Here is a 21,246-nt window from a genome sequence, read left to right as displayed (position 1 = left end):
GATCCCGATGTCCGCAGAGACGCAGACCGAGCTGACCACCGCCTACCAGGTCAAGGGCATGACCTGCGGCCACTGCGAAGGCGCCGTCACCGGTGAGATCTCCGCGCTGCCGGGCGTCTCCTCCGTCACCGCCGTCGCCGCCACCGGCGAGGTCACCGTCGTGTCCGTCGCCCCGCTCGACGTCGAGGCCGTCCGCGCCGCCGTCGACGAGGCCGGGTACGAGCTGGTCTGACCCGGCGCCACCGCCGTCCCCCCGGGGCCGTACCGTCACCGGGTACGGCCCCGCTCCCGTTGGGAATCGCTCATGACGACGTCCACGACCACCGAGCTGACGATCGGCGGCATGACCTGTGCCTCCTGCGCCGCCCGCGTCGAGAAGAAGCTCAACCGGATGGACGGGGTGACCGCCACGGTCAACTACGCCACCGAGAAGGCCCACGTCGAGCACCCGCCGGACATCGGGGTCGACGAGCTGATCGCCACCGTCGAGAAGACCGGCTACACCGCCGAGGAACCCGCGCCGCCGGAGCCCGCGCCCACCGCCGGGCCCGAGGCCGGGTCCGCCGACGCGGCCGCGCGGGACCCCGAGCTCGCCGCCCTCCGGCAGCGCCTCACCGTCTCCGCGCTCCTCTCCGCCCCCGTCGTCCTCCTCGCCATGGTCCCCGCGCTCCAGTTCGACAACTGGCAGTGGCTCTCCCTGACCCTCGCCGCCCCCGTCGTCGTCTGGGGCGGACTGCCCTTCCACCGGGCCACCTGGACCAACCTCCGGCACGGCGCCGCCACCATGGACACCCTGGTCTCCATCGGCACCCTCGCCGCCTTCGGCTGGTCCCTCTGGGCCCTCTTCCTCGGCGACGCGGGCGAGCCCGGGATGCGGCACGGCTTCGACCTCACCGTCGACCACTCCACCGGCTCCTCCGCGATCTACCTGGAGGTCGCCGCGGGCGTCATCACCTTCATCCTGCTCGGCCGCTATCTGGAGGCCCGCGCCAAGCGCAAGGCGGGCGCGGCGCTGCGGGCCCTGATGGAACTCGGCGCCAAGGACGTCGCCGTCCTCCGCGACGGCACCGAGGTACGCGTACCGGTCACCGAGCTGCGCACCGGCGACCTCTTCGTCGTACGCCCCGGGGAGAAGATCGCCACCGACGGCACCGTCGCCGAAGGCTCCTCCGCCGTCGACGCCTCCCTCCTCACCGGTGAGTCCCTGCCCCTCGACGTCACCGACGGCGACACCGTCACCGGCGGCTGCGTCAACGTCTCCGGCCGGCTCGTCGTCCGCGCCACCCGCGTCGGCGCCGACACCCGGCTCGCCCGGATGGCGAAACTCGTCGAGGACGCCCAGAACGGCAAGGCCGAGGTCCAGCGGCTCGCCGACCGCATCTCCGCCGTCTTCGTCCCCGTCGTCCTGCTCATCGCCCTGGGCACCCTCGTCACCTGGCTGCTCGTCACCGACGACCCCACGGCCGCCTTCACCGCCGCCGTCGCCGTCCTGATCATCGCCTGCCCCTGCGCCCTCGGCCTCGCCACCCCCACCGCCCTCCTCGTGGGCACCGGCCGGGGCGCCCAGCTCGGCATCCTCATCAAGGGCCCCGAAGTCCTGGAGTCCACCCGCCGCGTCGACACGATCGTCCTCGACAAGACCGGCACCGTCACCACCGGCCGGATGTCCCTGACGGACGTCCACGTGTACGAGGACGCGGGCACCGACGAGAACACCCTCCTGCGTCTCGCCGGGGCCCTCGAAGACGCCTCGGAGCACCCGGTGGCCCGCGCCGTCGCCGCCGGGGCCGCCGAGCGCCTCGGCCCCCTGCCGACCCCCAAGACCTTCGAGAACGTCCCCGGGCTCGGCGTCCGGGGCTCCGTCGACGGCCGTCTCGTCCTCGTCGGACGCGCCGCCCTGCTCACCGCCGAGGGCGTCGAGGTCCCGGCGGAGACCGGCCCCGGCGCCGTCCACGTCGCCTGGGACGGGATCGCCCGGGGCACCCTGACCGTCGCCGACACCGTCAAGGACACCAGCGCCGAGGCGGTCACCCGGCTGCGCGCGCTCGGACTGCGCCCGGTGCTGCTCACCGGCGACCACCGGGCGGCGGCCGAGGCCGTGGCCGCCGAGGTCGGCATCGACGAGGTGATCGCGGAGGTCCTGCCCGAGGAGAAGGCCGGGGTGGTCCGGCGGCTCCAGGAGGAGGGCCGGACCGTCGCCATGGTCGGCGACGGGGTCAACGACGCGGCGGCCCTCGCCACCGCCGACCTGGGCCTGGCCATGGGAACGGGCACCGACGCGGCCATCGAGGCGAGCGACCTGACCCTGGTACGGGGGGACCTGCGGGTCGCGGCCGACGCGATCCGGCTCTCCCGCCGGACCCTCGCCACCATCAAGGGCAACCTCGGCTGGGCCTTCGGCTACAACGTGGCGGCGCTGCCGCTCGCCGCGGCCGGACTGCTCAACCCGATGATCGCGGGCCTCGCCATGGCCTTTTCGTCCGTCTTCGTCGTCTCCAACAGCCTGCGGCTGCGCCGGTTCATGTGATTTCACCTACGTGTGACGCACAGGACCTTCACAACGAGACCTAGATCACAGATATTGGGGGGTAACCATCTGGGCTGTTCGCGAGTCTAAGTGGGCGATGCCGAAGAACGTCTTGGGGGACGTTCGGTGGGACGTCTTGGGGGATGTCCCACAGGCAAGCTGTTGGCCGGGGCACGTGCACCGGGGAGCTTTGAGCGGCCCTCCCGTACGTACCCCGGCAGACCGCGTCGCGCCCGACCCGCGTAGCCTCTGCTCACACGCAGACGCCCGGCCCGGATCCCGTGGGGGGAATCCGCTCCGGGACATGGGAAGCGCCCCGCTCGTCGACCCGTGGGGGGATCGACGGCGCGGGGCGCTTTTCTTTCTTCCGTGCTCGGTTCCGGGACTCTCGGGCTCGGCTCTGGAGCGCTCAGGCTCGGTTCCGGAACTCTCGGGCTCGGTTCCTGAACTCTCGGGCTCGGCTCCGGAGCGCTTCGGCCGGTGTCGCGCCCCCTCGGCCCACCCGCCGGGGGCCCGGCAGGACGTCCCTCCGGCTCCGCCCGCCGGGGCCGGACGCGGAAGCGCCCCACGGCCAGGCCGTGGGGCGCTTCGCTCACCTCGGAGAGGTCCCGTTCAGCGGGCCTCGACCGGGACGAAGTCGCGGAGGACCTCACCCGTGTAGATCTGGCGCGGGCGGCCGATGCGGGAACCCGGCTCCTTGATCATCTCGTGCCACTGGGCGATCCAGCCCGGCAGACGGCCGAGCGCGAACAGCACGGTGAACATCTCCGTCGGGAAGCCCATCGCGCGGTAGATGAGACCCGTGTAGAAGTCCACGTTCGGGTAGAGGTTGCGCGAGACGAAGTACTCGTCGGAGAGCGCGTGCTCCTCCAGCTTCAGCGCGATGTCCAGCAGCTCGTCGGACTTGCCGAGGGCCGACAGGACATCGTGCGCCGCCGCCTTGATGATCTTGGCGCGCGGGTCGAAGGACTTGTACACCCGGTGGCCGAAGCCCATCAGGCGGACGCCGTCCTCCTTGTTCTTCACCTTGCGGATGAAGGAGTCGACATCGCCGCCGTTGGCCTGGATGCCTTCCAGCATCTCCAGGACCGACTGGTTGGCGCCGCCGTGCAGGGGGCCCCAGAGGGCCGAGATGCCCGCGGAGATCGAGGCGAACATGTTCGCCTGCGAGGAGCCGACCAGACGCACGGTGGACGTCGAGCAGTTCTGCTCGTGGTCCGCGTGCAGGATGAGCAGCTTGTCGAGGGCGGCGACGACGACCGGGTCCAGGTCGTACTCCTGCGCCGGCACCGAGAAGGTCATCCGCAGGAAGTTCTCGACGTAGCCGAGGTCGTTGCGCGGGTAGACGAACGGGTGACCGATCGACTTCTTGTACGCGTACGCGGCGATCGTCGGCAGCTTCGCGAGCAGCCGGATCGTGGAGAGGTGGCGCTGCTCCTCGTCGAACGGGTTGTGGCTGTCCTGGTAGAAGGTGGACAGCGCGGAGACCACCGAGGACAGCATCGCCATCGGGTGGGCGTCCCGGGGGAACCCGCGGAAGAAGTTCTTGACGTCCTCGTGGACCAGCGTGTGCTGCGTGATCTCGTTCTTGAAGGTCGCCAGCTCGTCGACCTTCGGCAGATCGCCGTTGATCAGCAGGTACGCCACCTCAAGGAAGGTGGAGCGCTCGGCCAGCTGCTCGATCGGGTAGCCGCGGTACCGGAGGATCCCCTGCTCGCCGTCGAGATAGGTGATCGCGGATTTATAGGCGGCGGTGTTGCCGTATCCGCTGTCCAGGGTGACCAGACCGGTCTGGGCTCGGAGTTTCCCGATGTCGAAGCCCTTGTCACCGACGGTGCTCTCGACCACCGGGTAGGTGTATTCACCGTCCGCGTACCGCAGTACTACAGAGTTGTCGCTCACGTCATCCCTCACCGACGTAGTGCCTCTTTTCGAGGTGCCCTGACTGTCTCTACCATCCCCCATTTGGCCCAGGAGAGTGCACTCGGGGTCGACCATTGGGCCAATCGGCGGCACTCAGTGCCGCCAACCTTCACATCCTGCCCCGTTCGCCCCGGTTCCGGAAGCCCTCCGTGATCTTTCACACGAGGGCACCACCTGTGAGCCGGTGGGCCAGTGCGGTAAAGCGCCGCCCCGCCGAGACCGTACGGACCGCCTGGGCGATGGCCCGGCGCGAACCGACGAGGACCACGAGCTTCCGGGCCCGCGTCACGGCCGTGTAGAGCAGGTTCCGCTGAAGCATCATCCAGGCGCTCATGGTGACCGGAATGACCACCGCCGGATACTCGCTGCCCTGCGAACGGTGGATGGTGACCGCGTACGCGTGGGCGAGTTCGTCCAGCTCGTCGAAGTCGTACGGCACCTCCTCGTCCTCGTCCGTGCGCACGGTCAGCCGCTGCTCGTCGGCGTCCAGCGCCGTGACGACGCCGACCGTACCGTTGAAGACCCCGTTGGCCCCCTTCTCATAGTTGTTGCGAATCTGGGTGACCTTGTCGCCGACCCGGAAGACCCGGCCGCCGAACCGCTTCTCCGGAAGGTCCGGACGGGCCGGGGTGATCGCCTGCTGGAGCAGCCCGTTGAGCGCGCCCGCGCCCGCCGGACCCCGGTGCATGGGGGCCAGGACCTGGATGTCCCGGCGCGGGTCGAGGCCGAACTTGGCCGGAATCCGCCGGGCGGCGACCTCCACGGCGACCCGGGCGGCGTCCTCCGTCTCCTCCTCCGCGAAGAGGAAGAAGTCCGGCAGGCCGGTGGTCTGCGGCGGGGTGCCCGCGTTGATCCGGTGCGCGTTGAGCACCACCCCGGACTCCTGGGCCTGCCGGAAGATCCGGGTCAGCCGCACTGCCGGTACGGGGCTGCCGGGGGCGAGCAGGTCCCCCAGGACCTCCCCGGCGCCGACCGAGGGGAGCTGGTCCACGTCCCCCACGAGCAGCAGATGGGCACCCGGTGCCACCGCCTTGGCCAGCTTGTTCGCCAGGAGCAGGTCGAGCATGGAGGCCTCGTCGACCACCACCAGATCGGCGTCGAGCGGCCGGTCCCGGTCGTAGGCCGCGTCCCCGCCCGGCTTCAGCTCCAGGAGCCGGTGGACGGTGGACGCCTCGGCGCCGGTCAGCTCGGCCAGCCGCTTGGCCGCCCGGCCGGTGGGCGCGGCGAGGACGACCTTGGCCTTCCTGGCGCGGGCCAGCTCCACCACGGACCGGACCGTGAAGGACTTGCCGCAGCCGGGCCCGCCGGTGAGGACGGCGACCTTCTGGGTCAGGGCGAGCCGCACCGCCTCCTCCTGCTCGGGGGCGAGGGAGGCACCGGTGCGGTCGGCGAGCCAGCCGAGGGCCTTGTCCCAGGCCACGTCCCGGAAGCCCGGCATCCGGTCCTCCTCGGCCCGCAGCAGCCGCCGCAGCTGCCCGGCGAGGGACAGCTCGGCCCGGTGGAAGGGGATCAGGTACACGGCGGTGACGGGCGTCCCCTCCGGGCCCGGCACGGTCTCCCGCACGACCCCCTCGGGGTCCTCGGCCAGCTCGGCGAGGCACTCGATGACGAGCCCGGTGTCCACCTGGAGGAGCTTCACGGCGTCGGCGATCAGCCGTTCCTCGGGCAGGAAGCAGTGGCCCTGGTCGCTGGACTGCGACAGGGCGTACTGGAGCCCGGCCTTGACCCGGTCGGGGCTGTCGTGGGGGATGCCGACGGCCTGGGCGATCTTGTCGGCGGTGAGGAAGCCGATGCCCCACACGTCGGCGGCGAGCCGGTAGGGCTGGTTCCGCACGACGGAGATGGAGGCGTCCCCGTACTTCTTGTAGATGCGGACCGCGATGGACGTGGAGACGCCGACGCCCTGGAGGAAGACCATGACCTCCTTGATGGCCTTCTGCTCCTCCCAGGCGGCGGTGATGTTCTTCGTCCGCTTGGGGCCCAGGCCCGGCACCTCGATCAGCCGGGCCGGGGCCTCCTCCAGGACGTCGAGGGTGTCCAGCCCGAAGTGCTGGGTGATGCGGTCGGCGAAGACCGGCCCGATGCCCTTGACCAGGCCGGAGCCGAGATAGCGGCGGATGCCCTGGATGGTGGCGGGCAGCACGGTCGTGTAGTTGTCGACGGTGAACTGCTTGCCGTACTGCGGATGGGAGCCCCAGCGGCCCTCCATCCGCAGCGACTCCCCCGGCTGCGCGCCGAGCAGCGAACCGACCACGGTGAGCAGGTCCCCGGCCCCGCGCCCGGTGTCGACGCGGGCGACCGTGTACCCGTTCTCCTCGTTGGCGTAGGTGATGCGCTCCAGCACCCCTTCGAGCACCGCCGGCCCCGGACCACGACCCTCATTGGACATGCCCCGACGGTAGCGAAGGGCTCGGACAGCGCGACGCCCCGCCTGTCCGGATCGTCAGCGCTCCCGGCGTACGAGCTGTCCTCCCCGGCTGTCCGCGACCCGCTTCACGTCTCCCAGCGCCCCGGTCAGACAGCGCGCGAGGTAGCGCAGTTCACCGCTGGACGCCCGGCTGTCCGCGAGCAGTTCGGCGGCGTGGGCGAGGAGGTCACCGGCCATCCCGAGCTGGAGGGCCTCGATGTCGTCGGCGAGCCGGGCCATCCTGCCGCTGCCGTCGGACACCAGGTAGCAGGGACGGCCGTCCTCCCCCGTCCAGGGCAGCAGCCGCCCGGCGTTCACCACGTCACCCCGGCCGGGAGCACCGACGGCGTACGGAGCCCGGCTCCCGGCAGGTGGATCCCGAGAAGGCCCCTGACCGGGCCCTGGACGTACACGCAGGAGTACGGGTGGGCAGCCCGGGACGGGCCCGGCCTCCATCGGGAGGGACGAAGGCACCGGGCGAGCGCCTCCGTCAGCCGTACGAGGCGAGAGGACATGGAGACCCGCTTTCGTCGCTTTGTGTGTCGAATCCCTCACAGAATGGGGTCGCCGCTGGCTACGCTGCCAGGGGAAGAGCCTTGACAGCACATCGGTCAGGTGGGAGTCGAACGCATGGAGCAGGGACGCAAACCGCGCACACAGCGTCAGAAGTACGGGGAGGAGCTGAGGCTGCGGCGGATCGCCGCCGGTCTCACCCAGGAGGCGCTGGGCGACCTCGTCGTCTGTTCCCCCACGCTGATCAGCCACTTCGAGGCGGGGCGGCGGCTGCCGAAACCCGACGACGCACGGCGGATCGACCGGGCGCTGGGGACCGACGGGTTCTTCGAGCGCTGGCTGGAGGATCTGGAGTCGAAGTACGCGGACCATTTCGCGGCGGCGGCCGAACTGGAGATGCAGGCGTCGAAGATCGAGCAGTTCGCGCTGTCGCTGGTCCCCGGAGTGCTCCAGACCCCGGAGTACGCGCGGGCCCTGTTCCGGGCCTACCGGCCGAACCACGTGGCGGAGGAACTTGACGAGGCCGTCGTCATCCGAACGAAGCGCGCCGGTCTGATCGGCGGGCCGACGCGTCCGGTGATCTGGACGCTGCTCGACGAGGCCGTGCTGCGGCGCGAGGTCGGAGGGAGGGTGGTGATGGCGGAACAGCTGCACAGGATCGCGGACTTGACCGAGACCGGACGGATCCGGCTGCACGTGCTGCCGAACAGTGCCGGTGCACACGCGCTGATGGAGAGTCTGCTGACCCTCCTGAGCTTCGAGGACTCCGCCCCCGTGGCGTACGTGGAAGGATTCTTGACGGGCAACCTGATGGATGATCCCTCCCTGGTGAACGCGAGTCGCACGGCCTACGCTCTGGCTCTGAGCGACGCGCTGTCGCTCCAGGAGTCGTTGGCCCTCGTGAGGGCGGTAGCAGAGGAGTACGCACATGGACCGCAGTGAGCACACCGTCCCCGACGCGTCCACTCTCACCGGATGGTTCAAGTCCAGCTACAGCGGCGGCGGTCAGGGCGAATGCCTTGAACTCGCCCGTGGTCACGTCGGCGCGCCCGTACGCGACAGCAAGGCCACGACCGGCCCCGCCCTCGTCTTCTCCGCCGACGGCTGGTCCACCTTCGTCACCGCCGTCAAGAACGACCGCTTCCCCGCCTGACCCAGCAGAGGAGCACGCACATGGACCGCAGTGAGCACACCGTCCCCGACGCGTCCGCTCTCGCCGGATGGTTCAAGTCCAGCTACAGCGGCGGCGGTCAGGGTGACTGCCTCGAACTCGCCCGTGGTCACCTCGGCGCACCCGTACGCGACAGCAAGGCCGCGACCGGCCCCGCCCTCGTCTTCTCGGCCGACGGCTGGTCCACCTTCGTCACCGCCGTCAGGGGCGGACACTTCTCCGCCTGACTCTCCGGGCCCGGAGCGGTGAGCGGGCGGACCCGGGGGGTCCGGACGGCCAGGCCCGCGCGGCCGGGCCGGGGCAGCCCCGGCACCCAGGCTGCCCGGGTGCTCGACGTGCCGACCCGCCGCGCCCGTCATAGCGTGGTCCGTATGAGCGACGGATCCTTCCAGGACGACGTCCTGGACGAACTGGGCGACGATCGGCTCCAGGAGATCGCCGGGGTGCTCGGCACGGACAGCGCCGGGGCCCGGGAGGTCGTGGGCAGTTCGGTCGCCGAGCTGTCCGGCGAGCTGCGCCTGGCCGCCTCCGAACCGGGTGAAGCGGACGAGGTCCGTGCCGCCGTCGACGAGGTCACCTCGTCCGAGCCCCCGCTCCGGGGCGTCGCCGCGTTCGGCGGGCTGATGGGCGGCGGCCTGATGGCCGGGCTCCTCACCCGGCTGGCCAGGCCCGCGGCGAGCGCCGTGGCCAAGCGCACCGGCATCCCCCCGGCCACCGCCGACCGCGCGGTCCAGCTCCTCGTCCCGGTCGTCCTCGCGGTCCTCACCAAGCGCGCGGCCGGGAAGAAGAAGGGCGGTCTCGGGGACCTGCTGGGCGGGCCGAAGAAGTAGCCCCCGGCGTCGGCGTACGGCCCGCCCGGTGGCTCCGGACGGGCCGCGCCGGGCGGGAGCGGGCCCCGGCCAGGACCCGCCCGTAGGGGCGGGAGCCCGTAGCAGGTCGTACGGGCGGGAGTGCGCCCCGCCCGTGGCGGGCCCTACCGGCGGCAGTGTGCCGCGCCCCCGGGAGGTCAGATCTTCAGGAACGCCTCCAGCGTCTCCTCCAGGACCTCCACGCCGTTCCTCGCCCACAGGTCCTCGTTGAAGATCTCCACCTCCACCGGGGCCGTCCAGCCCGCCCCCTCCGCCAGGTCGCACCAGGCGCGGAGGTCGATCGCGCCGGTGCCCAACTGGCCCCGGCCGGTGAGGACGCCCGCCGGGAGCGGGGTCGTCCAGTCGGCGAGCTGGAAGGAGTGGAGGCGGCCCGTCCGGCCCGCGCGTTCCACCGCCGCCGGGGCCCGGTCGTCCCACCACAGGTGGTACGTGTCGACCACCACGCCCACCTGCTCGGCCGGGAAGCGCTCCGCGATGTCCAGGGCCTGGTCCAGGGTGGAGACCGCGCACCGGTCGGCCGCGTACATCGGGTGGAGGGGCTCCACCGCGAGGCGGACCCCGCGCTCCCCCGCGTACGGGGCGAGTTCACCGACGGCCTCGGTGATCCGGGCGCGCGCCGAGGGCAGGTCCGGGCAGGCGGGGGTGAGTCCGCCGGAGACCAGGACGAGGGTGTCGGTGCCGAGCGTCACCGCCTCGTCGATCGCCGCCCGGTTCTCCGCGAGCCAGCCGTCCGAGGTGAAGAAGCCGCCCCGGCACAGGGTGGTGACGGTGAGGCCCGCGTCCCGGACGAGTTCGGCCGCCGCCTCCACCCCGTACTCCCGCACCGGTTCGCGCCACAGGCCGACGGCGCCGATCCCGAGGCGGACGCAGTGGGACACCAGCTCGGGCAGGGCGAGCTGCTTGACCGTCATCTGGTTGACGCTGAGACGGTCGGGGTTCACCGGATGCCTCCGTGGACGGCGAGCAGGGACCTCATGCGGTCCCCCGCGAGGCCTGGGTCGGGGAACAGGCCCAGCCCGTCGGCGAGTTCGTAGGCGCGCGCGAGGTGCGGCAGGGAGCGGGCGGACTGGAGGCCGCCGGCCATCGTGAAGTGCTCCTGGTGCCCGGCCAGCCAGGCGAGGAGGACGACACCCGTCTTGTAGAAGCGGGTCGGGGCCTCGAAGAGGTGGCGGGCGAGTTCCACCGTGGGGTCGAGGAGGCCCCGGAAGCCCTCCGTGTCACCGGTGTCCAGGGTCCGTACGGCGTGCGCCGCCAGCGGTCCCAGCGGGTCGAAGACACCCAGCAGGGCGTGGCTGAAGCCCCGTTCGTCGCCCGCGATCAGCTCGGGGTAGTGGAAGTCGTCACCGGTGTAGCAGCGGACGCCCTCCGGGAGGCGGCGGCGGAGTTCGACCTCGCGCCGGGCGTCGAGGAGGGAGATCTTGACGCCGTCGACCTTGTCGGGGTGGGCGGCGACGACCTCCAGGAAGGTCTCCGTCGCCGCGTCCAGGTCGGCCGAGCCCCAGTAGCCGTCGAGCGCCGGGTCGAACATCGGGCCCAGCCAGTGCAGGATCACCGGCTCGGTCGACTGGCGCAGCAGATGGCCGTACAGGTCGAGGTAGTCGTCCGGGCCCCGCGCGGCGGTGGCGAGCGCGCGGGAGGCCATCAGGACGGCCCGGGAGCCGGTCTCCTCGACGAGCGCGAGCTGCTCCTCGTACGCCTCGCGGACGGCGGCCAGACCGGCGGGGCCGGTGAGCTGGTCGGTGCCCGTGAGCTGGCCGGGGCCGGTGAGCTGGTCGGTGCCGACGCCGCAGGCGATCCGGCCGCCGACGGCCTTCGCCTCGGCGGCCGAGCGGCGGATCAGTTCGGCCGCGCCCGCCCAGTCGAGGCCCATGCCGCGCTGGGCGGTGTCCATGGCCTCGGCGACCCCGAGGCCGTGGGACCAGAGGTGGCGGCGGAAGGCGAGGGTGGCGTCCCAGTCGACGGCGGCGGGGGCGTCGGGACCGGTGTCGGCGAAGGGGTCGGCGACGACGTGGGCGGCGGCGAAGACCGTGCGGGAGGCCGGGGGGCCGGCCGGGGCGAGGACGAGGGGCGCCGTGCGGGGCTCGTACGCCCGGGTCGCGCCGCCGGGTCCGGGGAGCCGGATCACAGGGTCACCTCGGGGACGTCGAGGCGGCGGCCCTCGGCGGCGGAGCGCAGGCCGAGTTCGGCGAGCTGGACGCCCCGGGCGCCCGCGAGGAGGTCCCAGTGGTAGGGCTCGCCGAGGACGACGTGCCGCAGGAACAGCTCCCACTGGGCCTTGAAGCCGTTGTCGAACTCGGCGTTGTCGGGGACCTCCTGCCACTGGTCGCGGAAGGAATCGGTGGCCGGGACGTCGGGATTCCAGACGGGCTTGGGGGTGGCCGAGCGGTGCTGGACGCGGCAGCCGCGCAGTCCGGCGACGGCGGAGCCGTGGGTGCCGTCGACCTGGAACTCGACGAGTTCGTCGCGGTGGACGCGGACGGCCCAGGAGGAGTTGATCTGGGCGACGGCGCCGCCCTCCAGCTCGAAGACGCCGTAGGCGGCGTCGTCGGCGGTCGCCTCGTACGGCTTGCCGTCCTCGTCCCAGCGGCGCGGCACGTGGGTGGAGACATGGGCGCTGACGGAGGTGACGCGGCCGAACAGTTCGTGGAGCACGTACTCCCAGTGCGGGAACATGTCGACGACGATGCCGCCGCCGTCCTCGGCGCGGTAGTTCCAGCTGGGGCGCTGGGCGTCCTGCCAGTCGCCCTCGAAGACCCAGTAGCCGAACTCGCCGCGCACGGAGAGGATCTCGCCGAAGAAGCCGCCGTCGACGAGGCGCTTCAGCTTGCGGAGTCCGGGGAGGAAGAGCTTGTCCTGGACGACGCCGTGGCGGACGCCCCGGGCCTCGGCGAGGCGGGCGAGGCCGAGGGCGCCCGCGAGGCCGGTGGCGGTGGGCTTCTCGGTGTAGATGTGCTTCCCGGCCTCGATGGCCCGGGTGAGGGCGTCGGCGCGGGCGGAGGTGACCTGGGCGTCGAAGTAGATGTCGACGGTGTCGTCGGCGAGGACGGCGTCGAGGTCGGTGGACCACTCGGTGAGGCCGTGGTGCTCGGCGAGGGCGCGCAGGGCGGACTCGCGGCGGCCGACGAGGACGGGCTCGGGCCAGAGGGTCTCGCCGTTCCCGAGGTCCAGGCCGCCCTGTTCGCGGAGGGCGAGGATCGAGCGGACGAGGTGCTGGCGGTGTCCCATGCGTCCGGTGACGCCGTTCATGGCGATGCGGACTGTCCTGCGTGTCACGAAAGGTTCCTCTCCCCGGTGTTCCGCGCCCTGATAGAAAGCGCTTTCCATCGTCGATGACGCTAGCCTGCCGACATCGCCGTCGACAAGGCCCCGGAGGTACGCACCCGATGACCGTCACCCTGGCGGACGTGGCCGCCCGCGCGCGGGTCTCCCCCGCCACCGTCTCCCGCGTCCTCAACGGCAACTACCCGGTCGCCGCGACCACCCGCGACCGCGTTCTGCGGGCCGTCGACGAGCTGGACTACGTCCTCAACGGACCCGCCAGCTCGCTCGCCGCCGCCACCTCCGACCTGGTCGGCGTCCTCGTCAACGACATCGCCGACCCCTTCTTCGGGATCATGGCCGGGGCCGCGCAGAGCGCCATAGGCGAGACCGGTTCCGGGCGCGGCGGCGGCGAGAAGCTCGCCGTCGTCTGCAACACCGGCGGGTCCGCCGCCCGCGAACTGACCTACCTCACCCTGCTCCAGCGGCAGCGGGCCGCCGCCGTCATCCTGATGGGCGGCTCCCTGGAGGACCCCGAGCACCTGGCCGCCACCACGGTGAAGCTCACGAAGCTCACGGAGGCCGGGACCAGGGTCGTGCTGTGCGGGCGCCCGGCCGCGCCCGGCGACGCGCCCACCGCCGCGCTCGCCTTCGACAACCGGAGCGGCGCGCGGCGGCTCACCGAGCACCTGCTCGGTCTCGGCCACCGGCGCGTCGGGTACGCGGCGGGCCCGGTCGACCGCACGACGACCCGGCACCGGCTCGAAGGACACCGGGAGGCGCTCGCGGCGGCGGGGGTCCCGGAGGGGCCGGTGGTCCACGGGGCGTACGACCGGCGGGCCGGGTACGACGCCACCGCCGAGCTGCTCGCCCGGGACCCCGGGCTCACGGCGGTGGTCGCCGCCAACGACACGGTGGCGCTGGGCGTCTGCGCGGCGCTGCGGGAGCGGGGCCTGTCCATCCCCGGCGACGTGTCCGTCGCGGGCTTCGACGACCTGCCGTTCTCGATCGACGCGGTGCCGTCCCTGACGACGGTCCGCCTCCCGCTGTACGAGACGGGCGTGCGGGCGGGCCGCCTGGCCATGGGCACGGACAGCCCGTCGGGGAACGACCCGGAGACGGTCCCGGCGGAGCTGGTCGTACGGGGGTCGACGGGGGCGCCACGGGGGTGAGGGCAGGGGGCATGAGGCCAGGGGCGGTCGGACGGTCAGGCCCGGGGGCCCAGGGCCGTACGGTCGGGCCCCCGGCTCAGGGCCGTAGTCCCGTGGCCGTCAGGACCGCGTCCACCGCTCCTCCACCGTCAGGTCCGCGTTGTCGAGCCGGACGTCCGACGACGTCCCGTGCGACTGTGCCCGGCTGTTCCTCGCCCCCAGGGACGCCGTTTTGCGGAAGCGGCAACAGGACTGGCGTGACCGGGCCACGATGGATGACCTTGGGCTCATGACCGACAACATCACAGCGGGATCGCCCGCGTCCGGCACTTCCACACCTGGCGACGGATACGTCGGAGACCCTGCGGTGCGGGCGGAGTGGGACAACCGATACGCCGACCGGCAACAGCTGTGGAGCGGCCGGCCCAACGGTGCGCTCGTGGCCGAGGTCGCCGGGCTCACGCCCGGGCGGGTGCTCGATGTCGGCTGCGGCGAGGGCGCGGACGCCGTCTGGCTCGCGCGCGGCGGCTGGGACGTGACCGCGCTGGAGGTCTCGGGCGTGGCGCTGGAGCGGGCGGCCGGGCACGCGCGGGACGCGGGCGTGGCCGTTCGCTGGGTACATGCCGCGCTGGCGGAAGCGGCGCTCCCGCCAGCCTCCTTCGACCTGGTCTCCGCGCAGTATCCGGCCCTGCTGCGCACCCCCGACGCAGCGGCCGAGCGAGCGCTGCTCGCGGCCGTCGCGCCCGGCGGCGTGCTGCTGCTCGTGCACCACGCGGGGATGGACACCCGGCAGGACCACGACAACGGCTTCGACCCGGCTGACTACGTCTGGCCCTCGATGATCGCCGCCCTGCTCACCGACGCCTGGACGGTGGAGGTGAACGAGCAGCGGCCGCGCGTGGCACCCGACGGCGGCGCCGGCGCGCACCATACCGACGACCTGGTGCTGCGTGCGCGACGGCTGCGCTGAGCCCCTCCGCTCACAGCAGGCCCGGCATTCGGGCGGACTGGACGACCGAGCCACCGAGCCACCGAGCCACCGAGCCACCGAGCCACCGAGAACGGGCTGCCGTGCCTCTCACGGATCAAGGGTGTTCTCGCCCTTCCGAAACCGCGCGGCCGTTCCGGCTCGGATGCCGATGGGTCTCCCTCCGAGCCCTGCCCCGCTCCGAAGCACCGCCGATCGGGATGGTGACCAGCACGGTGAGGTGCGCGAAGGTCATACGGGCCTTTCCTCGCGGGCGGGATCCGGGGAGGGTACGAGGACGGGTGTCTCCTCAGCCACCGGATTCCCGGGCTCCGGCCGCCGCTTCCGGCCGGGGGCGGGGAACTTGCGGCCAGGAGCGGAGGACTTCCGGCCCGGGGCGGGCGCCTTCCGGCCGGGGGTGAAGGAGGTGAGGGCGACCCCGCCGACGAGCAGCGCCGCCGCGCACCAGCGGGCCGGGCCCACCCCCTCGCCGAGGAAGAACGCCGCCGAGGACATGCCGAAGACGGGCACGAGGAGGGAGAAGGGGGCGACGGAGGAGGCGGGGTACCGGCGCAGCAGCCAGCCCCAGGCGCCGAAGCCGAAGACGGTGGTGATCCAGGCGACGTAGACGATGACCCCGGCACCGGCCGGGTCGAGCGCGCGCAGCGCGGCGAGGTCCCGCTCGGGCCCTTCGAGGAGGAGGGAGAGGGCGAGCAGCGGCAGCACGGGCACGGTGCTGACCCAGACCATGAAGTTGAGCGCGTCGGGCGGGGCCGCCTTGCGGGTCAGGACGTTGGAGACGCCCCAGCAGGCCGCCGCCGCGATCACCAGGCCGAAGCCGAGGAACGATCCGGCGGCGCCCCCTCCGGCCTCGGAGGCGGCGGCGACGCCGATGCCCGCGAGGGCGACGCCCATGCCCGCCAGCTGGCGGGGGCGGGGCCGCTCGCCGAGGGCGGCGAAGGCGAAGAGGGCGGTGAAGACGGCCTGGACCTGGAGGACGAGGGAGGACAGTCCGGCGGGCGCGCCGAGGTCCATGCCGGTGAAGAGCAGCCCGAACTTGGCGACGCCCAGCGCGAGTCCGACGCCCACGATCCACTTCCAGGCCACGGTGGGGCGGCCCACGAAGAAGACGGCGGGGAGGGCGGCGGCGAGGAAGCGGAGGGCGGAGAAGAGCAGCGGCGGGAAGTGGTCGAGGCCGATCTCGATGACGACGAAGTTCACTCCCCAGACGGCGGCGACGAGAGCGGCGAGGGCGAGGTGGGCGGGGCGCATGGCGTCGAGCATGGCCGCCGCCGACCGTGTAGCACCAGCACGGGTTCCTTCATGGTGGGATGTAGCAGTACTACATCCATGGAGGACCGCACCCCCAGGAGGGTTCCGTGCTGGATCTCGGCCGTCTCCGCGCCCTGCACGCCGTCGCCGTCCACGGCGGTGTCGGCGCCGCCGCCGCCGCGCTCGGCTACACGCCGTCGGCGGTCTCCCAGCAGATCGGGAAGCTGGAGCGGGAGACGCGTACGACCCTGCTCGAACGCAGCGGGCGGGGCATCCGGCTCACCGACGAGGCGTACCAGCTGGCGGGCACGGCGGAGCGGTTGCTCGCGCTCGTGGAGGAGGCGGAGGTGCGGCTGGAGGAGCGGCGCGGGCTGCCTTCGGGGCGGCTCTCGATCGCCTGTTTCGCGAGTGCGGCGCGCGGTCTGATGCCCCGGGCGCTCGCGGAGCTGACCCGGCTCCACCCGGACCTGGACGCGCGCCTGTCGGAGGTGGACCCGCACCTCTCGGTCGATCTGGTGGCGCGGGGCGTGGTGGACCTGGCGGTGGCGCACGACTGGGACATCGCGCCGCTGCCCGCGCCGCCGGGGGTCGAGCAGGCGGTGATCGGGGACGACCGGTGCGACCTGCTGGTGCACCGGGAGCATCCGCTGGCGGGGCGGGCGGCGGTGCGGCGGGAGGAGCTGGCGGCGGAGCGGTGGATCTCGCAGCCGCCGGGGACGGTCTGCCACGACTGGCTGACGCGGACGCTGCGGACGACGGGGTTCGAGCCGCTGATCGTCCATCAGGCGGAGGAGAACCACACGCAGGTGGCGCTGGTGGCGGCCGGTCTGGGGATCGCCCTGGTGCCCCGGCTGGGGCGCGGGGCGCTGCCGCCGGAGGTGGTGGCGGTGCGGCTCGACCCGATGCCGACGCGTCGGCTGCACGCCATGTGGCGGACCGGGGCGGCGCGGCGCCCGGCGATCCGGGAGACGGTCCGTACGCTCCAGGAACTCTGGCCCGGGATCGCCGCCGTGGGTGATTCCCGCACGGGTCCTTGACCTGGCAGTTACTTTCGGGTTATCCGTGACTCCGTGGAAGTTTCCTTCACCGGACGCCTCCGCACGAGTCCTCCCCCCGCACGGCCGGAAGGAGCATCAGTGCACCACCGCGCCCCCGTCTCCCTCTCCACTCCCACTCCCTCCAGACGCACCCTCCTCACGGTGACCGCCGCCGCCGTCGCGGCGGCCGCCACCGGGGCGGGCACCGCCACCGCCCACACCGCGCGCGAACGGCCCGACGACCGGAGGCTCCGGCGGATCATCGACCGGATGTCCCTGGCCGAGAAGGTCGGCCAGCTCTTCGTGATGCGGGTGTACGGCCACTCCGCGACCGCCCCCGACCAGGCGGACGTGGACGCCAACCTCAAGGAGATCGGCGTACGGACCGCCGCCGAGCTGATCGAGCGCTACCACGTGGGCGGGATCATCTACTTCACGTGGGCCCACAACACCCGGGACCCGTTCCAGATCGCCGAGCTGTCCAACGGCATCCAGCAGGCGGCGCTCGGCCGGGGCTCCCGGGTCCCGGTGCTGATCTCGACCGACCAGGAGCACGGCATCGTCTGCCGGGTGGGCGAGCCCGCCACCCTGCTGCCCGGGGCGATGGCCCTGGGCGCCGGGGGCTCGCGCGCGGACGCCCGCCGGGCGGCCGGGATCGCGGGCGCCGAACTGGCCGCGATCGGCATCCGGCAGAACTACGCCCCGGTCGCGGACGTCAACGTGAACCCGGCCAACCCGGTCATCGGGGTCCGGTCCTTCGGCTCCGACCCGGCGGCGGTCGCCGGCCTTGTCACCGCACAGGTCCAGGGCTACCGGCGGGCCGGGGTGGCGGCGACCTCGAAGCACTTCCCCGGGCACGGGGACACCGCCGTGGACAGCCACTACGGGCTGCCGACGATCACCCACACCCGGGAGGAGTGGGAGGAGCTGGACGCCCCGCCGTTCCGGGCGGCCGTCGCGGCGGGCATCGACTCCATCATGACCGCGCACATCGTGGTCCCGGCGCTGGATCCGAGCGAGGACCCGGCGACCCTGTCCCGGCCGATCCTCACCGGGGTCCTGCGCGAACGGCTCGGCTACGACGGGGTGGTGGTGACCGACGCCCTCGGCATGGAGGGGGTGCGCACCAAGTACGGGGACGAGCGCGTTCCGGTGCTCGCCCTGAAGGCGGGCGTGGACCAGCTCCTCAACCCGCCGAAGCTGGACGTGGCCTGGAACGCGGTCCTGAAGGCGGTCGAGGACGGCGAGCTGACGGAACGGCGGCTCGATGAATCGATCCTGCGCGTGCTGCGCCTGAAGGCGAGGCTGGGCCTCTTCCGCAATCCGTACGTGACGCGGGCGGGGGTCGCCCGGGTGGTCGGGAACGCCACGCACCTCGCCCAGGCCGACCGGATCGCGGAGGCCACCACGACGCTCCTGGTCAACGAGGGCGGCTTTCTGCCGCTGAGCCCGGCGCGGCACGGCTCGGTCCTGGTCGTCGGCGCCGATCCGGCGTCCCCGTCCGGGACCACGGGCCCGCCGACGGCGACCCTGACGACGGCCCTGCGCGAGCTGGGGTTCACCGCGACGGCGCTCTCCACCGGGACCGCTCCGACGGCGGCGCGGATCGAGGAGGCGGTGGCGGCCGCTGCGGGCAAGGACGTCGTCCTGGTGGGGACGTACAACGTCACCGGGGCCAGTGCGCAGCGGACGCTGGTCGCGCGGCTGGTGGCGACCGGGGTGCCGGTGGTGACGCTCGCGATCCGCAATCCGTACGACGTGGCCCGGCTGTCCGGGCAGCGGGCGACGCTCGCCACGTACGCGTGGACCGATGTCGAACTCCGGGCGGCCGTACGGGTGCTGGCGGGCCGGGCCCGGCCGGTGGGACGGCTCCCGGTCCCGGTCCAGAGCGCGGACGACCCGACGAAGGTGCTCTATCCGGTCGGGTACGGGCTGTCGTACCGCTGAGGGAGCGTCTCCAGGAGCCGGTACGGGCTGTCACGGCGCTGACGGGACCTCACCCGGGCGGCCGATAGGGGCCGTCGCGGCTCCCACGGAGCGTCTCCGGGAGCCGGTACGGGCTGTCACGGCGCCGACGGTGTCCCGCCCGGGGCGGGCGGGACACCGGACACGGCACCGGCAGGGGGCGCGCCGCCGGACGCGCTCCCCGCCGGTGACCGTGGCCGGTACGCCGGTGACCGGTGTCGGCACCGCCGGTGAGCCGGGTCGGTGCCGACCCGGCTCACCGGGGTCAGCCAGGGGTCACGGCCGCAGGCCGTGCTCCTTCGTCGCGTCCTCGTCGACCAGCTTGTCGATGCGGGCGTCGAAGCGGGCGAGGGGCTGCGCCGCCGCGACCGCGGGGGCGGGGACTCCGGCCCAGGCGAGGATGCGGGCGGTGGCCTTCTCGCGCTCGGCGTCGACCAGACCGGCGACGTTCGCCCCGTGGTTGGCGCCCGGCGCCGTGTACACGTAGCTGTCGCGCGCCTTCTTGCCGAGGTGGAACTTCTCCGAGCCCCACGGGTCGTTGCCGCCGTAGACGAAGAGCATCCGGTCCGCGTTGTTGCGGACCCAGTTGTCGACGTCCCGCATGGCGTGCGGCTGGAACTTCATCGGGATCTCGCGCGGCACGAAGTTGCGGGCGGGCTGGTAGCCGTAACGGCTGAGGCCCTTGAGGTGCGGCTGCTTGATGCTGGGCGAGCCGAGCTGGGTGGCCGCCTGGTAGTAGTACGGGGTGTACGGCTCCAGGCCCTGGTCGGTGTAGGCGGACCAGCCGGAGTAGGCGTCGATCGTGTCGTAGACGGTGTCGTCGCTCGCGGTCTTCGCGTCCGGGATCTGGTCGCAGACGTCCTGGCCGTAGTACTGCCAGAAGCCCCACACGAAGTCGAGGACGACGGCCTCGTACGCCTTGTCGAGGGTGCCGACGGTGTTGAAGGTGGCACCCTGCGCCTCGGCCCACGCCTTGTACTTGGCCTGGAGCGGGGCGCGGCGGACGAGGGCCTCGCGCTGCATGCCGTTCAGGCGGTCGCGGCACTCCTTGGTGCCGACGGTCGCGAAGAAGCGGTCGTAGGCCGAGTCCTCCTTGTCGACCACGTCGTTCGGGGCGACGTAGGCGACGACGCCGTCCATGTCACGCGGGTAGAAGCGCTCGAAGTAGGTGGCGGTCATGCCGCCCTTGGAGGCGCCGGTGGAGAGCCACTTCTGGTCGTAGATCTTCTTCAGGGCGGTGAAGATCCGGTGCTGGTCGCTGGCCGCCTGCCAGATGTCGAGCTTCGACCAGTCGGCGGGCTGCGGACGCGACGGCGTGAAGAAGCGGTACTCCATGGAGACCTGGTTGCCGTCGATGATCCGGGTCGGTTCGGACCGGCTCGGGGCGGTGCTGAGCGAGTAGCCGCTGGTGCGGAAGACCGTGGGGCGGGCCGTGTCCTTGTGGAGGACGGAGATCCGCTGGTCGAACGTGCCGGCCCAGGGGCGGCGGTGGTCGACCGGCTGCTTGTAGTTGAGGACGAAGAAGCGGTAGCCGGCGACCGGCTTCTCCTCGATCAGGCTCATCCCGGGGATCGCCAGGATGCGGTCCTTGATGTCCGTGCTCTGCGAGTCCGCGACGGCCGTGCGGCTCGTGTCGGTGTCCGCGGCGGTGGCCACACCGGTCGAGCCGACGGTGCCTATGAGCAGCGAAAGAGCCGCGGCCCATCTCAGCGACTTGCGCATTCGTCCTCCCCTTGATTCACAACGGTGCCGTGAACCTAGCGGGGGTGACGTGTGGACCGCCAGACCCAGTTGGTCCTTACCCTTGGACTTTCCTTCGCATCAGCACAGGATCCAGCCCGTGGCGGTGCCCCGTCCGGCCACCGAACCAGCCGCGCGGACACAGCGGTTGAGGGCGTGGACGGTGACGGGCCCGGCCTGCCGGTCGAACCGTCCGGACCGGACGGCGGGCCTTGCGCCACGCGGCTGGAGGGAGACGGACATCGCGCGGGGGACGCCGGGCCGTTTGGCGACGGTGACGGCGCAGGCGTAGTGGCGGGTCCGGTAGAGCCGCAGCTCGCCGGTGGCGAAGGAGACGGTCTTGGCGGGCCGCCCCTGGCAGACGCTCGCGGCGTCGGCGGCGTCCGCCCCGGAGAACGGCCCGGCACCGGGCAGGACGAGCAGCATGACGGCGGCGAGCCCGGTCA

Annotated in this window: 19 protein-coding genes; 10 read left to right on the top strand and 9 right to left on the bottom strand. The window is 72.6% G+C overall.

The features are described from left to right. The first annotated feature begins 7 nt into the window (after window positions 1–7). Window positions 8–232, top strand: a complete 225-nt coding sequence (locus tag ACIRQY_RS28295; RefSeq protein ID WP_366441165.1) for a heavy metal-associated domain-containing protein — start codon at window positions 8–10, stop codon at window positions 230–232. Window positions 233–304: 72 nt separating this feature from the next. Further along, window positions 305–2,527, top strand: a complete 2,223-nt coding sequence (locus tag ACIRQY_RS28290; protein ID WP_403930524.1) for a heavy metal translocating P-type ATPase — start codon at window positions 305–307, stop codon at window positions 2,525–2,527. 612 nt (window positions 2,528–3,139) lie between these two features. On the opposite strand, the gene ACIRQY_RS28285 is transcribed toward ACIRQY_RS28290, so the two are convergent. The 3 genes from ACIRQY_RS28285 to ACIRQY_RS28275 form a co-directional block, all read right to left on the bottom strand. After that, window positions 3,140–4,429 (bottom strand): citrate synthase, encoded by a 1,290-nt coding sequence (locus tag ACIRQY_RS28285; RefSeq protein WP_351782392.1) that lies wholly within the window; start codon window positions 4,427–4,429, stop codon window positions 3,140–3,142. Between the two features lie 178 nt (window positions 4,430–4,607). Next, window positions 4,608–6,839, bottom strand: coding sequence for an ATP-dependent RecD-like DNA helicase (locus ACIRQY_RS28280; protein WP_351782395.1), 2,232 nt, complete (start codon window positions 6,837–6,839; stop codon window positions 4,608–4,610). A 54-nt stretch (window positions 6,840–6,893) separates the two neighbouring features. Continuing rightward, window positions 6,894–7,178 carry a hypothetical protein gene (locus ACIRQY_RS28275; RefSeq protein ID WP_351782398.1) on the bottom strand — a complete coding sequence of 95 codons (285 nt, stop codon included), beginning with the start codon at window positions 7,176–7,178 and terminating at the stop codon, window positions 6,894–6,896. 309 nt (window positions 7,179–7,487) lie between these two features. Here ACIRQY_RS28275 and ACIRQY_RS28270 point away from each other — a divergent pair, with 309 nt between their 5' ends. The 4 genes from ACIRQY_RS28270 to ACIRQY_RS28255 all read left to right on the top strand — a co-directional run bounded on the left by ACIRQY_RS28270 (window position 7,488) and on the right by ACIRQY_RS28255 (window position 9,371). Then, on the top strand, window positions 7,488–8,312 hold the full coding sequence (locus ACIRQY_RS28270) for a helix-turn-helix transcriptional regulator (RefSeq protein WP_351782400.1): 825 nt from the start codon (window positions 7,488–7,490) through the stop codon (window positions 8,310–8,312). Then, window positions 8,299–8,523: a DUF397 domain-containing protein gene (locus ACIRQY_RS28265; RefSeq protein ID WP_403930522.1), complete on the top strand. Its 225-nt coding sequence runs from the start codon at window positions 8,299–8,301 to the stop codon at window positions 8,521–8,523. Before ACIRQY_RS28270 ends, ACIRQY_RS28265 begins: the two co-directional genes overlap by 14 nt. Before the next feature lie 20 nt (window positions 8,524–8,543). Beyond that, window positions 8,544–8,768, top strand: coding sequence for a DUF397 domain-containing protein (locus tag ACIRQY_RS28260; protein ID WP_403930521.1), 225 nt, complete (start codon window positions 8,544–8,546; stop codon window positions 8,766–8,768). A gap of 144 nt (window positions 8,769–8,912) precedes the next feature. Next, window positions 8,913–9,371 carry a DUF937 domain-containing protein gene (locus ACIRQY_RS28255; RefSeq protein WP_351782414.1) on the top strand — a complete coding sequence of 153 codons (459 nt, stop codon included), beginning with the start codon at window positions 8,913–8,915 and terminating at the stop codon, window positions 9,369–9,371. Window positions 9,372–9,547: 176 nt separating this feature from the next. On the opposite strand, the gene ACIRQY_RS28250 is transcribed toward ACIRQY_RS28255, so the two are convergent. From ACIRQY_RS28250 to ACIRQY_RS28240, 3 genes are read right to left on the bottom strand one after another with little or no spacing between them, the layout of a single operon-like run. Then, window positions 9,548–10,351 carry a sugar phosphate isomerase/epimerase family protein gene (locus ACIRQY_RS28250; RefSeq protein WP_351782417.1) on the bottom strand — a complete coding sequence of 268 codons (804 nt, stop codon included), beginning with the start codon at window positions 10,349–10,351 and terminating at the stop codon, window positions 9,548–9,550. Further along, complete coding sequence (locus tag ACIRQY_RS28245; protein ID WP_403930519.1) at window positions 10,348–11,535, bottom strand: dihydrodipicolinate synthase family protein; 1,188 nt, start codon at window positions 11,533–11,535, stop codon at window positions 10,348–10,350. The genes ACIRQY_RS28250 and ACIRQY_RS28245 overlap by 4 nt, the downstream gene beginning before the upstream one ends. Continuing rightward, entirely contained in the window at window positions 11,532–12,683 is a 1,152-nt protein-coding gene (locus ACIRQY_RS28240; RefSeq protein ID WP_403930517.1) for a Gfo/Idh/MocA family protein, read from the bottom strand. The genes ACIRQY_RS28245 and ACIRQY_RS28240 overlap by 4 nt, the downstream gene beginning before the upstream one ends. Before the next feature lie 110 nt (window positions 12,684–12,793). On the opposite strand from ACIRQY_RS28240, the gene ACIRQY_RS28235 reads away from it, so the two are divergent. Continuing rightward, entirely contained in the window at window positions 12,794–13,840 is a 1,047-nt protein-coding gene (locus tag ACIRQY_RS28235; protein WP_351782425.1) for a LacI family DNA-binding transcriptional regulator, read from the top strand. Between the two features lie 268 nt (window positions 13,841–14,108). Continuing rightward, window positions 14,109–14,789: a class I SAM-dependent methyltransferase gene (locus ACIRQY_RS28230; RefSeq protein WP_403930515.1), complete on the top strand. Its 681-nt coding sequence runs from the start codon at window positions 14,109–14,111 to the stop codon at window positions 14,787–14,789. Window positions 14,790–15,038: 249 nt separating this feature from the next. Here ACIRQY_RS28230 and ACIRQY_RS28225 read toward each other — a convergent pair whose 3' ends face one another. Further along, complete coding sequence (locus ACIRQY_RS28225) at window positions 15,039–16,058, bottom strand: EamA family transporter (protein ID WP_403930513.1); 1,020 nt, start codon at window positions 16,056–16,058, stop codon at window positions 15,039–15,041. Window positions 16,059–16,165: 107 nt separating this feature from the next. Between ACIRQY_RS28225 and ACIRQY_RS28220 the strand changes: the two genes are divergently transcribed. After that, window positions 16,166–17,095 (top strand): LysR substrate-binding domain-containing protein, encoded by a 930-nt coding sequence (locus tag ACIRQY_RS28220; protein ID WP_403930511.1) that lies wholly within the window; start codon window positions 16,166–16,168, stop codon window positions 17,093–17,095. Window positions 17,096–17,194: 99 nt separating this feature from the next. Beyond that, a complete protein-coding gene (locus ACIRQY_RS28215; RefSeq protein ID WP_403930509.1) occupies window positions 17,195–19,042 on the top strand; it encodes a glycoside hydrolase family 3 protein in 1,848 nt (615 codons plus the stop codon). A 294-nt stretch (window positions 19,043–19,336) separates the two neighbouring features. On the opposite strand, the gene ACIRQY_RS28210 is transcribed toward ACIRQY_RS28215, so the two are convergent. Continuing rightward, window positions 19,337–20,782 carry an aminopeptidase gene (locus ACIRQY_RS28210; RefSeq protein WP_403930507.1) on the bottom strand — a complete coding sequence of 482 codons (1,446 nt, stop codon included), beginning with the start codon at window positions 20,780–20,782 and terminating at the stop codon, window positions 19,337–19,339. Window positions 20,783–20,881: 99 nt separating this feature from the next. Then, window positions 20,882–21,226 carry a hypothetical protein gene (locus ACIRQY_RS28205; protein WP_403930558.1) on the bottom strand — a complete coding sequence of 115 codons (345 nt, stop codon included), beginning with the start codon at window positions 21,224–21,226 and terminating at the stop codon, window positions 20,882–20,884. Between the last annotated feature and the right edge of the window lie 20 nt (window positions 21,227–21,246).

This window comes from Streptomyces sp. NPDC101490 (assembly GCF_044767145.1).
GTDB lineage: Bacteria > Actinomycetota > Actinomycetes > Streptomycetales > Streptomycetaceae > Streptomyces.
Note: the sequence above shows the minus strand (reverse complement) of the source record. Positions and strands in the feature narration are given on the sequence as shown.

Coding starts and splice junctions, on each gene's coding strand:
- ACIRQY_RS28295 (WP_366441165.1), top strand. CDS start 8: ATGTCCGCAGAGACGCAGACCGAGCTGACCACCGCCTACCAGGTCAAG.
- ACIRQY_RS28290 (WP_403930524.1), top strand. CDS start 305: ATGACGACGTCCACGACCACCGAGCTGACGATCGGCGGCATGACCTGT.
- ACIRQY_RS28280 (WP_351782395.1), bottom strand. CDS start 6,839: ATGTCCAATGAGGGTCGTGGTCCGGGGCCGGCGGTGCTCGAAGGGGTG.
- ACIRQY_RS28270 (WP_351782400.1), top strand. CDS start 7,488: ATGGAGCAGGGACGCAAACCGCGCACACAGCGTCAGAAGTACGGGGAG.
- ACIRQY_RS28265 (WP_403930522.1), top strand. CDS start 8,299: ATGGACCGCAGTGAGCACACCGTCCCCGACGCGTCCACTCTCACCGGA.
- ACIRQY_RS28260 (WP_403930521.1), top strand. CDS start 8,544: ATGGACCGCAGTGAGCACACCGTCCCCGACGCGTCCGCTCTCGCCGGA.
- ACIRQY_RS28255 (WP_351782414.1), top strand. CDS start 8,913: ATGAGCGACGGATCCTTCCAGGACGACGTCCTGGACGAACTGGGCGAC.
- ACIRQY_RS28235 (WP_351782425.1), top strand. CDS start 12,794: ATGACCGTCACCCTGGCGGACGTGGCCGCCCGCGCGCGGGTCTCCCCC.
- ACIRQY_RS28230 (WP_403930515.1), top strand. CDS start 14,109: ATGACCGACAACATCACAGCGGGATCGCCCGCGTCCGGCACTTCCACA.
- ACIRQY_RS28225 (WP_403930513.1), bottom strand. CDS start 16,058: ATGCGCCCCGCCCACCTCGCCCTCGCCGCTCTCGTCGCCGCCGTCTGG.
- ACIRQY_RS28210 (WP_403930507.1), bottom strand. CDS start 20,782: ATGCGCAAGTCGCTGAGATGGGCCGCGGCTCTTTCGCTGCTCATAGGC.
- ACIRQY_RS28205 (WP_403930558.1), bottom strand. CDS start 21,226: ATGCTGCTCGTCCTGCCCGGTGCCGGGCCGTTCTCCGGGGCGGACGCC.